At 49.6% G+C, this 12,020-nt stretch carries 15 protein-coding genes; 7 read left to right on the top strand and 8 right to left on the bottom strand.

Going from position 1 to position 12,020, the window contains the following annotated elements; all coding sequences use genetic code 11:
* Nucleotides 1-9 precede the first annotated feature (9 nt).
* The 3 genes from RYZ59_RS13270 (at nt 10) to RYZ59_RS13280 (ending at nt 2,466) form a co-directional block, all read left to right on the top strand.
* Nucleotides 10-978, top strand: coding sequence for a threo-3-hydroxy-L-aspartate ammonia-lyase (locus RYZ59_RS13270; RefSeq protein ID WP_318048431.1), 969 nt, complete (start codon nt 10-12; stop codon nt 976-978).
* A gap of 126 nt (nt 979-1,104) precedes the next feature.
* The gene (locus RYZ59_RS13275; protein WP_318048432.1) at nt 1,105-1,746 is read left to right on the top strand and encodes a transcriptional regulator; all 642 of its coding nucleotides are present in this window, start codon (nt 1,105-1,107) and stop codon (nt 1,744-1,746) included.
* 75 nt (nt 1,747-1,821) lie between these two features.
* Nucleotides 1,822-2,466, top strand: coding sequence for a quinolone resistance pentapeptide repeat protein QnrB98 (locus RYZ59_RS13280; protein WP_149691965.1), 645 nt, complete (start codon nt 1,822-1,824; stop codon nt 2,464-2,466).
* Nucleotides 2,467-2,532: 66 nt separating this feature from the next.
* Here RYZ59_RS13280 and RYZ59_RS13285 read toward each other — a convergent pair whose 3' ends face one another.
* Nucleotides 2,533-2,985: an SgcJ/EcaC family oxidoreductase gene (locus RYZ59_RS13285; protein ID WP_318048434.1), complete on the bottom strand. Its 453-nt coding sequence runs from the start codon at nt 2,983-2,985 to the stop codon at nt 2,533-2,535.
* 546 nt (nt 2,986-3,531) lie between these two features.
* On the opposite strand from RYZ59_RS13285, the gene sapA reads away from it, so the two are divergent.
* On the top strand, nt 3,532-5,175 hold the full coding sequence (gene sapA, locus RYZ59_RS13290) for an ABC transporter substrate-binding protein SapA (RefSeq protein ID WP_202038530.1): 1,644 nt from the start codon (nt 3,532-3,534) through the stop codon (nt 5,173-5,175).
* Complete coding sequence (gene sapB / locus RYZ59_RS13295) at nt 5,172-6,137, top strand: peptide ABC transporter permease SapB (protein WP_202038529.1); 966 nt, start codon at nt 5,172-5,174, stop codon at nt 6,135-6,137. The genes sapA and sapB overlap by 4 nt, the downstream gene beginning before the upstream one ends.
* 178 nt (nt 6,138-6,315) lie before the next feature.
* Here sapB and RYZ59_RS13300 read toward each other — a convergent pair whose 3' ends face one another.
* Nucleotides 6,316-6,873, bottom strand: a complete 558-nt coding sequence (locus RYZ59_RS13300; RefSeq protein WP_096756885.1) for a recombinase family protein — start codon at nt 6,871-6,873, stop codon at nt 6,316-6,318.
* Nucleotides 6,874-6,920: 47 nt separating this feature from the next.
* On the opposite strand from RYZ59_RS13300, the gene RYZ59_RS13305 reads away from it, so the two are divergent.
* Entirely contained in the window at nt 6,921-7,394 is a 474-nt protein-coding gene (locus RYZ59_RS13305; protein WP_318048441.1) for a hypothetical protein, read from the top strand.
* Nucleotides 7,394-7,987: a tail fiber assembly protein gene (locus tag RYZ59_RS13310; RefSeq protein WP_318048444.1), complete on the top strand. Its 594-nt coding sequence runs from the start codon at nt 7,394-7,396 to the stop codon at nt 7,985-7,987. The genes RYZ59_RS13305 and RYZ59_RS13310 overlap by 1 nt, the downstream gene beginning before the upstream one ends.
* Here the strand turns inward: RYZ59_RS13310 and RYZ59_RS13315 are convergent.
* The 6 genes from RYZ59_RS13315 to RYZ59_RS13340 are packed head-to-tail and all read right to left on the bottom strand — an operon-like array spanning nt 7,959 to nt 11,938.
* A complete protein-coding gene (locus RYZ59_RS13315) occupies nt 7,959-8,372 on the bottom strand; it encodes a tail fiber assembly protein (RefSeq protein WP_216144064.1) in 414 nt (137 codons plus the stop codon). The two genes, RYZ59_RS13310 and RYZ59_RS13315, sit on opposite strands and share 29 nt — an antisense overlap.
* Nucleotides 8,373-8,374: 2 nt before the next feature.
* Nucleotides 8,375-9,067 (bottom strand): hypothetical protein, encoded by a 693-nt coding sequence (locus RYZ59_RS13320; RefSeq protein ID WP_318048450.1) that lies wholly within the window; start codon nt 9,065-9,067, stop codon nt 8,375-8,377.
* Complete coding sequence (locus RYZ59_RS13325; protein WP_318048452.1) at nt 9,060-9,782, bottom strand: DUF2612 domain-containing protein; 723 nt, start codon at nt 9,780-9,782, stop codon at nt 9,060-9,062. The genes RYZ59_RS13320 and RYZ59_RS13325 overlap by 8 nt, the downstream gene beginning before the upstream one ends.
* On the bottom strand, nt 9,779-10,960 hold the full coding sequence (locus RYZ59_RS13330; RefSeq protein ID WP_318048454.1) for a baseplate J/gp47 family protein: 1,182 nt from the start codon (nt 10,958-10,960) through the stop codon (nt 9,779-9,781). Before RYZ59_RS13330 ends, RYZ59_RS13325 begins: the two co-directional genes overlap by 4 nt.
* Nucleotides 10,944-11,324, bottom strand: a complete 381-nt coding sequence (locus RYZ59_RS13335) for a hypothetical protein (protein WP_000637185.1) — start codon at nt 11,322-11,324, stop codon at nt 10,944-10,946. The genes RYZ59_RS13330 and RYZ59_RS13335 overlap by 17 nt, the downstream gene beginning before the upstream one ends.
* Nucleotides 11,321-11,938: a Gp138 family membrane-puncturing spike protein gene (locus tag RYZ59_RS13340; RefSeq protein ID WP_318048463.1), complete on the bottom strand. Its 618-nt coding sequence runs from the start codon at nt 11,936-11,938 to the stop codon at nt 11,321-11,323. The genes RYZ59_RS13335 and RYZ59_RS13340 overlap by 4 nt, the downstream gene beginning before the upstream one ends.
* Between the last annotated feature and the right edge of the window lie 82 nt (nt 11,939-12,020).

Consider the following 12,020-nt stretch of genomic DNA (forward strand, 5'->3'; position numbering starts at 1 on the left):
TGAAAAACAATGACTGAAATGACACTACCTGATTACCACGATGTTGCCGCGGCCGCTGAGCGCATCTTAGGTTATGCTAACAAGACACCGGTTATGACATCACGAACGGTGAATGAAGAGTTTGGCGCTGACGTTTTCTTTAAATGCGAAAACTTCCAGCGGATGGGGGCATTTAAGTTTCGCGGCGCGATGAATGCTTTGCGCCAGTTTACGCCACAGCAGCGAGCCGCCGGCGTCGTGGCTTTTTCATCCGGAAACCATGCTCAGGCAATTGCCCTGTCCGCAAAATTGCTGGGTATTCCGGCGACAATTATCATGCCGCACGACGCGCCAGCCGCTAAAGTTGCTGCCACGAAAGGATATGGCGGACATGTCGTGATGTACGACCGTTACACTGAAGATCGTGAAAAAATTGGCCGGGATCTGGCAGAAAAACAGGGACTGACGCTGATCCCACCTTACGATCACCCACACGTTATTGCAGGCCAGGGTACCGCCACGAAAGAATTGATTGAAGAAGTTGGTGCTCTGGATGCCCTTTTTGTTTGTCTGGGCGGTGGCGGTCTGCTATCGGGTTCCGCACTGGCCGCACGACACTTGTCCCCTGACTGTCTTATCTATGGTGTAGAGCCTGAGGCAGGCAACGACGGTCAACAGTCGTTTCGCAGTGGCAAAATTGTGCATATCGATACGCCGAAAACCATTGCTGATGGCGCGCAAACCCAACATCTTGGACAGCATACTTTTCCACTGATCCAGAAACATGTTAACGATATTCTGACGGTTTCAGATGATGAATTAATTGCCGCAATGAAATTTATCGCGGAACGAATGAAAATGGTCGTGGAGCCAACGGGCTGTCTTGGTTTTGCCGCCGCAAGAGCGCGAAAAGCGGACCTTAGAGGAAAGAAAATCGGCATTATCATCAGTGGTGGCAATGTTGATATCAGCCGCTACAGTGAATTTCTTGCCGGGTAATCTCATTAAGGTATCTGCGGTGCGGATACCTTATCGCTATGCGCCTGTTCCAGTCTGGAAAAGAAGCCCCAGGACGCTGTAAACTGGCCGCCATAATGGCAACAGGCATCACTGCAGGAGACTGGCATGCCAAAAACCGACGATAACTCGCTACTCAATCAAATTGATATTATCGCCAAAGGACTGAGCGACACCTTCTCTCCGTTTTGCGAGGTTGTGGTTCATGACCTCAAGAACCCTGAGCATGCGATCTTGTCCATACACAATAATCTGTCCGGCCGCAAAGCTGGCCAGCCCGCAACGGAGCTTGGGCTGGCGCGGATCGCATCAGCTGATTTTCCCAACATCGTTGCCAACTACAGCAATCAGTTTGCGGATGGTCGCCCGGTAAAAAGCACCTCTATTGGTATCAAAGACGAACAAGGCAAATACGTCGCAGCGCTATGCCTGAATGTTGATATGACGCTATTTCGCGGGATGCAGAGTATGCTGGCACGGTTTACTGAAACCGAGTGCTCGCCTGTCAGCGAACACCTCGACCCTGGCAGTAATGAAGTGATTCGCCAGCGTATTGATGACTTTGCCGCTAAACGTGCAACAACGGCGCGAGCGTTAAAAACAGAAGACAGAAAGGTACTGATTCAACAATTGCGTAAAGAAGGTTTACTGAACGTACGAAAATCCATGGATACGGTGGCGCAGCATCTGGGCGTGTCCAGAGCAACCGCCTACCTGTACGCCCGTCAGTCTAACGCTACCGGCGAATAAGTTGGTCGTTTGACGCGAGGACGGGAATCAGTTTACCATGATGCAAATACTGTATAAAAAAACAGGATTAGCATTATGACTCTAGCGTTAGTGGGCGAAAAAATTGACAGGAACCGCTTTACCGGGGCGAAAATTGAAAACAGCACGTTTTTTAACTGCGACTTTTCTGGCACCGACCTTAGTGGCACTGAATTTATCGGTTGTCAATTTTACGACCGTGAGAGCCAAAAAGGGTGTCATTTCAGCCGGGCCATCCTGAAGGATGCCATCTTTAAAAGCTGTGATTTATCAATGGCAGACTTCAGGAATGTCAGCGCATTGGGTGTTGAAATCCGTGGATGCCGCGCTCAAGGTGCGGATTTTCGCGGCGCAAGTTTTATGAATATGATAACCACGCGCACCTGGTTCTGCAGCGCATATATCACCAACACTAACCTGAGCTACGCCAATTTTTCAAAAGTCGTGTTAGAAAAGTGTGAGCTATGGGAAAACCGCTGGATTGGCACGCAGATACTCGGCGCAACATTTAGCGGCTCCGATCTCTCTGGTGGTGAGTTTACGTCGTTCGACTGGCGAGCTGCGAACTTCACGCATTGCGATCTGACCAATTCTGAATTGGGTGATTTAGATGTTCGGGGCGTCGATTTACAAGGCGTTAAGATAGATAGCTACCAGGCTTCTTTGATCATGGAACGGCTTGGGATTGCCATTATCGGTTAGCCCAGGCTAAGCAAGCCCGCAATACACCAGGGAGCGGTGAATCCCCGCCCCTGTGTATCTGTTCTGTTACCCCTCAGGCATTGCTGAAGAATGGTGGGTGGAAATTTTCCACGCCTTCCCATCCCACGCGTAAGTAAACGTATAACGGGCCGAAACGGTCGATTTATCTGCGAAGGTGAAGGTATAAGTACCAGCATCAATCGCCTTATTACAGCCAAGGCGAATAGTTCGACTGTCAATTTTCCCGGTCGGTTTCTTCGCCAGGAAATGTTCAAAATAATCCTCACGTTCAGCATCTGTTAACCGGGCTTTATTCGATACCGTGGGAAGTAATACGGCATCACTAAGATAATTTTCGGATACCGTCTTCGCGTTACCCGTTTTCAGTGATTCATTCCACTTGTCGAATAGCGCTTCGATTTGTGCTTTGTCCACCTTCACACATTCTGGAGCCGGAGTCGCAAAAACGGGGCCCGATAAAAGGATCAGTGAAACAGCAAAACTAAGTAATTTCTTCATAGTAATCATTCCATTAATGGTTAGATGGCCACAAGAAGGTCATTGATAACCGGATAGTCAAATCACCTGTAATAACCAATAGAAACCATTAACATACGCCGGGAGTAGAAAATAAAGACGTCAGAAAAAAATGGATAAGTAATACGATGAAATAATTAGATATTTTGGCATTATTGCTCTGTAATTAACATAAACCACTACCTGAATGATTATAGTTCAGCATGCATATGATTTCTGTCCCCTTCCAGATTCTCTTTAACGCTATCCCTTCCTTAAGTTTCGGCACTTGCGACACTCCAGAGCACAAATTTGGCATAGCTGTACCCTCACGAGGCTCGCGCTTTGTTTATTACGGGTCAGATGAGGCATGAAAATGCTAAGATAGTTTATGAGTTATATTCAAAGTGGAGCGCTGGTATGAATATTGACCAGGCCGCAACGTTGAATTTGCAACTAACTGTATGGTTGCCCCCAAACTCAAACGGTAATGGCGAATGTCATTAAATATTAGTAAGATAGCTTCTTTATTCATAGTCCCTTAAAATTATGCGCCTGGTTTTATCAACTCTGATCGTGATGGCTGGACTTCTGAGTGGTCAGGCTGTTGCCGCGCCTCTGCAGACCACGCACGCTGATATTCGTGACAGCGGCTTCGTCTATTGCGTCAGCGGGCAAGTCAATACATTCAACCCACAGAAAGCGAGCAGCGGCCTGATTGTCGACACCCTGGCTGCCCAACTCTATGACCGGCTGCTTGATGTGGACCCGTACACCTACCGACTGGTGCCAGAACTGGCTGAGAGCTGGGAAGTGCTGGACAACGGCGCAACCTACCGTTTCCACTTGCGCCGCGACGTCTCGTTTCAAAAGACGGCCTGGTTTACGCCTACCCGTAAGCTAAATGCAGACGATGTGGTGTTTACCTTCGAGCGCATTTTTGACCGCCACCACCCGTGGCACAACGTCAATGGCAGCAGCTTTCCCTACTTCGATAGCCTGCAATTCGCTGACAACGTGCAAAGCGTGCGTAAGCTGGATAACAACACGGTTGAATTTCGTCTGACTCAGCCAGATGCCTCCTTCCTGTGGCATCTGGCGACACACTATGCCTCCGTAATGTCGGCTGAATATGCCACACAACTGGCCAAACAGGATCGCCAGGAATTACTCGACAGGCAGCCCGTCGGCACCGGACCGTTCCTGCTTTCAGAAAACCGCGCGGGACAATATATTCGGCTACAACGCCACGAAAAATTCTGGCGCGGCACGCCCCTGATGCCACAGGTCGTTGTGGATCTCGGTTCAGGCGGAACCGGACGGTTATCAAAGCTCCTGACCGGGGAGTGCGACGTTCTGGCCTGGCCCGCGGCCAGTCAGCTCACCATATTACGTGATGACCCACGTCTGCGCCTGACGCTGCGCCCTGGAATGAACATTGCCTATCTGGCATTCAACACCAATAAACCGCCGCTGGATAACCCTGCCGTGCGGCATGCGCTGGCGCTAGCCATTAACAACCAGCGTCTGATGCAGTCTATCTACTACGGTACGGCAGAAACTGCAGCATCTATTTTGCCCCGCGCCTCGTGGGCTTATGACAACGAAGCTAAGATTACTGAATACAACCCGGCTAAATCCCGTGAGCAGTTAAAAGCACTGGGACTGGAGAACCTGACGTTGCAACTGTGGGTCCCGACCAGCTCTCAGGCCTGGAACCCGAGTCCGCTGAAAACAGCGGAACTGATCCAGGCAGATATGGCGCAGGTGGGTGTGAAAGTGAAGATCATCCCGGTTGAAGGTCGTTTTCAGGAGGCGCGATTAATGGATATGAACCATGATCTGACGTTATCCGGTTGGGCGACGGACAGTAACGATCCTGACAGCTTTTTCCGACCGCTGCTCAGTTGTGCCGCCATCAACTCACAGACCAACTTCGCGCACTGGTGTAATCCGCAGTTCGACAGCATACTGCGCAAGGCATTGTCTTCGCAGCAGCTCTCCTCACGTATTGACGCCTATGACGAAGCACAAAATATCCTGGCGCAAGAGTTGCCGATCCTGCCGTTGGCCTCATCATTGCGTCTACAGGCTTACCGCTATGACATCAAAGGTCTGGTGCTAAGTCCGTTCGGGAATGCCTCCTTTGCCGGGGTTTCCAGGGAAAAGACTGATGAGGTGAAAAAACCATGATTATCTTCACCCTGCGCCGCTTCTTATTGCTACTGGTCACCCTGTTCTTCCTGACATTCATTGGGTTCAGCCTGAGCTACTTCACCCCCCATGCGCCGTTACAAGGCGCATCGCTGTGGAACGCCTGGATATTCTGGTTCAACGGTCTGATTCACTGGGATTTTGGCGTTTCCAGTATTAACGGTCAGTTAATCTCAGAACAGCTGAAAGAGGTTTTCCCAGCCACGATGGAGCTGTGTATTCTGGCCTTTGGGTTTGCGCTGATGGTCGGGATCCCCGTTGGAATGCTGGCCGGCATCACACGTAATAAATGGCAGGATCGCTGCATCAGCGCATTGGCTCTGATGGGGTTTTCCATTCCCGTTTTTTGGCTGGCGCTGCTGCTGACGCTCCTCTTCTCACTGACTCTCGGCTGGTTACCCGTTTCGGGACGTTTCGATTTGCTTTACGAAGTAAAACCGGTGACCGGTTTCGCCATTATTGATGCTTGGATCTCTGACTCCCCCTGGCGCGATGAAATGTTGGTCAGCGCAATCCGTCATATGGTGCTTCCGGTATTGACGCTTTCCGTCGCGCCCACGACGGAGGTCATCCGTCTGATGCGTATCAGCACCATTGAGGTCTTCGATCAGAACTATGTTAAAGCGGCAGCCACGCGCGGTTTGTCACGCTTCACCATTCTGCGTCGCCACGTATTGCACAACGCCCTTCCGCCGGTCATTCCTCGTCTTGGATTACAGTTTTCCACCATGCTGACGCTGGCGATGATCACCGAGATGGTCTTTAGCTGGCCAGGGCTGGGGCGTTGGTTGATTAACGCGATTCGCCAGCAAGACTACGCCGCTATTTCGGCGGGTGTGATGGTGATTGGCTCCCTGGTTATTATCGTTAACGTCATCTCTGATATTTTGGGTGCTATGGCTAACCCTCTGAAACATAAGGAATGGTATGCCCTACGATAGCACTTACAAACAATGAAAATAAAATCATAAAAATCAGTAAATTAGAAAATTGTATTTCGTGAATTTACTGATTTTAATACACAAAAATGTACACATAATTTTTTCCTTTCCGGCAGTTACCATCAATTAATTAACTGCCGGATATTTCCTCCCCTATCCAATCAGCGGTACCCAAGCTTCAATTCACTACGCTTACAGGAAACTTCTTGTACAATGTCGATAATCCAACATCGTATATGATCGCTACCTGTTTTCTGTCCATGCCACCTTTTATCAATCTCCCCATCTGGGCCCACTCATCATCACTAAACTTTGGCCGCCTTCCACCTATCCGCCCTTCTGCGCGTGCGGCTGCTAAACCGGCGCGGGTGCGTTCGACAATAAGCTCCCTTTCCATTTCGGCCAGTGCACCCATAACATGAAAGAAGAATCTGCCCATAGGTGTGCTGGTATCGATGCTATCTGTCAGGCTCCGGAAGTTAACTCCTTTCTCCCTCAATTCCTCCACTAACCCAACAAGATGCCGCATGCTTCGCCCGAGCCGATCCAGTTTCCATACCACCAGCGTATCGCCTTCTGATAGCGTCCGTAGCACCTTTTTTAACCCTGGTCTGTCGGACACCTTACCGCTGATCTTATCTTCAAAAATCAGCTCACATCCTGCACTCTCGAGCGCGTTTCGCTGGAGTGCAGTGTTCTGGTCATTTGTTGACACGCGTACATAGCCAATCAGCATGAGTTTCCTTCCTGCAAAAGGCCGGAATCATGCCACCTGATCGATAAATGATCATTATTAAAAACGTTGGTTTGGGAGCAGGCGCTCCCCCTATTGGAATCCCGTTTTACTGGCCATTGGCTGCAATGCCAAATACGGTCATGCCGGAATGGTCGGATATGGTATTTCTGAAAACCAATAATACGTCGTTCTCTGCCGCCGAATATCCAAAACTGGCGCTGATGTGGCCGGGTCTGTTTATTCCTGATATGCGGGGGGAGTTTATTCGTATTTTTGACGATGGGCGCGGCGTGAACCCGATACAGCCACTACTGGGGTGGGCGGACTCACGCCTCAAGGAGCATACGCATGTGTTACCAACAGGCAGGATGGCCGTTGGCGTGGACGATGTGTCTTCAACCTGGGTCGCGGTAGAAAACGATGTGGCCACCCCAAAAATATCTACAAAAACGCAGAGCGGTGGCGCCGGTGAAACCGCACCACGCTCAATAGCATTTAACTGTCTGGTGAGGGCAAAATAATGAAACCTGTTTTTGATGAAAATGGACTGGCTATTGAGCCGGGAAATGTCGTCTGCTTTTACTATGATGCAGCCACGGGAGAATACTGCGGGTTCTCTGATGAATTTATTCATCCTGGTGTCAGCATGCCGGGGTATTCAACGGATATCGTTCCAGGAGAGAAACGGTCGGGATTTGTAGCTGTATTCAACGGCACTGGCTGGGAGTACCAGCCAGACCATCGCGGCATTACCGTCTATTCGACTATGGACAGAACCCCGGAATTCGTTGATTACATAGGGGAGATTCGTTCAGGTTACACAACCGTTGCGCCATCCACTCAGTATGATAAATGGGATGGCAGCAAGTGGGTTACAGATGCCGACGCGCAGCGAAATGCGGCGATAGCCAACGCTGAAAAACTGCGTAGTCAGTTGCTGGCCCATGCCGATAAAGTAATGCTCGACTGGCGAACAGAGCTGATGCTGGGTGAAATAAGCGACGCCAACAAAGCTAAACTGTCGGCGTGGATGGCTTATAAAAACGAGGTTAAGGCGGTCGATGTGACAACCGACCCTGGGCATGTTAACTGGCCCGTTCCCCCGGAGGTGTAGGCCAGACAGGTTTTGACGTATCAACCCGCATCAAATCAAGCCGGTAGTCCTGCCAGTTTATCAGGTCGGCGGCCTCTTCAGCCGTCGCTTTGCCTGCATCAACCGCGTACTGTAGAGGTCCAATTCGATTGGTTGCCTCTGACAACAGTGACTGTTTTTTGGATTCAGCAAACCACCGCTGCTCTTCTTCAGTTAATTCCGGGACATAATCTGCGGATGGGATGATCACTGGCATCCCATCACTTCCCGGCCTAATTACACCACCTATGTTCTGGGCGGTAATTAACTCAGTTCGGAGCGACTCAGCAATTTCGACCGCATCTGCGGGAAGAGCCTGGTTATCATCATAAAAACCGTTCTGGCTGGCACTGTAAAAAACTTTCATATTTATCTTCCTTCTGCTTTCCAGTGAAATCCAATAGCAGCGGCGACAGGTGTTGAGCCTGCGTTTGCCCCCGTCAGATATAAACGCACCCCGGTTGTTGTAACGGACCCTACCGTCACGATGTAGTTTGCGGGTTGTTGAGATGTTGCCGTCGCCGTTACGTTGAGATTGTTAGTCGTGGTAAATGCTTTCGTGAATACGATATCGGCTATTCCGGAACTGTTAGATCCACCTGTACCGTGCTGAAAAATATGCTGGCCATCACCTAAAGTCTGGTATTGAGGAAAACTTCCAAAACCAAGGTTTGAGAGACCGTTTTTTGAAGTTAAGACAGGAGTCCATTTTGCTGATGGCGGCTGGCTACCAACATTTGCATTTTGTAGGGACTGATAAGATTCACCGTTATACGTGCACATCGAGCCGATATGGTATTCCTGCTCTGAATGCCATTCTGGGACCCCCATCTGATGCTGATATGCAATGAACTGGCTCATTGCGTACATCGCTGCATTGAAGTCCTCAAGCGAGGGGTGCTCGGAAGCGCCAACAATGCCCCATCCGCGCAGGAAAGATGCCGTGATCTGCGAGGTCAGATCATCTGCCTGATTTGTTCCACCAAACACGGTTCTTTCCAGCCCCTGTGCATCAGAGGCAAAAGCCCGAACATTTCCCTGGTATCGTGCAATCTTAGACATGGATTTTCCTCGAAAAAAAACCGCCCTGGTAGGCGGTATTGAATTTGCTGGCGAAGCCTCTGGCCGAAGGGTTTCGCGAGAAACCGAATGTCAGACCAGGAGTCACCTGATAAAAATAATCGTATCGAACGCCTGCAGGTTTTGGCAGCAAGCCAAGCTTCACAATAAGGCGTAATTCATCAACTGATACCTGCGGTGAAACATTTAGGGCTAGTGTCATGTCCTTTCTGTCAGTGACGTAAGCTTCACCATTGAATGCTGTCTGTATCACATCCTGCAGACTGACCCGATCGTCTGACGCTATCGTTGCACCTGCGGCGTTTCGCGCAATTTTGACTCGGAGAAACCTGCGATACTCATTGTCAGCCAGCTGGTAGTCACCATATGCCGGGGAAAACTTGCTATAGAAAGGCGCTCCGACATACGTCGCATTAGATTTACTGTCGAAGCCTTCGGTATTCAGATGCCCGTCAAACCCGAAAAATACACGGGCAATAGCAGCAGGAACGCTGCGGGGAAGCCCAACTATCCGGCCAATCACATCGAGCCGGTATCCGGCAACCCGGTCGAGATCAAAATTATCTGGGTTACGAATAAAATCAGCGATGATTTGCCAGTGCCTGAGCATGGCCTGTATTTCTGACTTTGCTTTTTTCTTTTCCCAGTACTGCTTAATGAGCATTAGCGTGTAGCGGTTAATGATGTCGTCATTCACTGGAGCACCTCATTAACGTCTATATTTTCCACACTCAACGTGAACTTCCCCTGAAAGCCCGGTGATAACTCAGCATCGGTGTAATCGACTCCATTGCTGCTAATTTGCAAGTTAGTCAGTACAAAATTCACCCGTCCAACACCATAGCCATTCTCATAAAATTCATTGGCATCTACAGACTCACCGATATGCATAGTGCGTGATACAAGTGATTTTTTGAGAGTATCGATATCTATCGGTTCGTTTTGAATTTTCCGGCGGGCAGTGAGCCTGATATGAAGCGGCTTATAGATAGGCCGATCAAGTTGAAGTTCATGGGCTATCAGAAATGAGGTGCCGTCAGGACGAATCAGGGTTTCGGTGTAGCGACCGGTTATACTGCCTTTCGTTCCCGTGCCACCACCTTTCTGTTTAACCATGATCTCCACAATTTCTGAGATCGCTCCCCCTTCCACGACAAGCCATATAGAATTTGCTGGAATACCCGTTGTTTGATCATCGATTTTCGTATCGTTCTCACCGATATTCAGATCGATTACGCCTGCCAGTTGAGCTACTTTAGCGAAAACTGCACCAGTGCTGCCTGTTGCCGGGTTCTCAAGTGAACGATTTCGGCGTTGCCTGAATTCTTCAGGCGTTTCCTCATCCCGACCGACCACAACCGCGGAATCAGAGATAATGCTCACAATCCCTGGTTCTGGTGTGAGTTGAGTGAAGGTATCGTTCACAAGCCCAGTAACTTTCCCAAAGTTTTGAGCAAAAAAGGTAGCTGTTGTGACGCCCGCCGGAACAGTCACGTCCTGTCGGATAGCCCAGACCTGATTTGCCTGGTCCCGTATCTTATACCCGCTATAGAGAAGTGTCGCCCTGTCTGTTGTGACTTTAAGGTCACGTTGCGAACGTGAACCCGGGCGCATGAAAAGACCGTGAAGTTTGGCAATAATCTGCTGCATATCACCAGTATTAAAATCGGGGTCCATTTGGGAATAAAGCCATTGCAGCGCGGCTTCAATATCTGCCCGAGCCTGAGCTTCGATTGCCACGCGTTGACCGTCGGGAGATTCCTGGTCCAAATCGATATCCTGACCATAAATTCCCTTATATCCGTCGCTCAGTTCCTGAAATAACTCCCGGAGAGTGTTTGTCTCAAGGCCGTTGTCGCTAAACTGTAGTGCCATTCTTCAACGCTCCGTTGACCGGGAAGGTGATCGTCTGCTGGTCATAGACGGTCTCAATGCTGAGTTCGATTTTTTGTGACCGGGTGGCCTTATTGACCTCCATCGCCAGGGCGGTAATGCGCATAACCCCATCCGTCGCCAGCGTCACACGCTCTATCTCCCGCAAAATCTCCTGCTCGGTGTTTTTCTCTGATAACAGGTAAAGCCAGTCGATGTTGTCATCCATGTTGAGAGGATTATCGTTTTTGAACGAGCGGATCCGGCATTTGGCTTTCTGCGCGATAGCAGCGCCGCCGGTTATATAGTTTGCCTTCCCGCGCCCAAATCCCCAGTCGTCATTTTTATCAAGTGCTGAAACAATCATGAGATCTCCGTGACAATACCGTTGGTAACTGTGATTGTTTTCCCGTCATCGCTTCGAAATGAACCAGACACCCCAGACTTACCGCCTGTCTTTACCTGTGAATATTGGAGTACATTTAGAACATCGCATTCTTCCAGAGTCGTCTTACCCTCTTTCTGGGTAATTTTTCCTGTGAGGTTTAAATCACCCTCGTGGTCAGAATCCCCCTTCATCATCCTGTTCTTCTTAGGGATATTGATCGCGGTAGCCTGTGGGTTAACCCCACACAGAGCGAAGCCATCTGAATAATCGTGCATACGCATTTCAAGTGGTGAAACAAAGTCGCTACCCGCATACCAGGCGTCATAACAACGCTCAGAGATAAGGACGAGGCAATAGTCACCAGCCGCAATTGGTTCGGCGATATAACTATCACCGCCTTGCAAAATTACCGGGGGGACTTCAATGAACTCTGGGAGTTGCTTGCTGCTCCCTTTCACAACCCGATTGATAACGGGGACGCAACTGATTGTTTTGTCATTTACAGACGTTATTTTTGCGACAACAATGGTGTGAACATCGGCCAGAGCAAATTCAACACCCAGGCCGATAGTGTCGTGAAGTTCTTCGATCATAAATTAAGCCCATAAAAAACCGCCAGAGTGGGTTCAATGGATGGCTAGATAAATACTCATACTAATCGCCGTAGAGCGAACC

It is taken from the genome of Citrobacter sp. HN-141, assembly GCF_033341895.1.
Taxonomy (GTDB): Bacteria; Pseudomonadota; Gammaproteobacteria; order Enterobacterales; family Enterobacteriaceae; genus Citrobacter.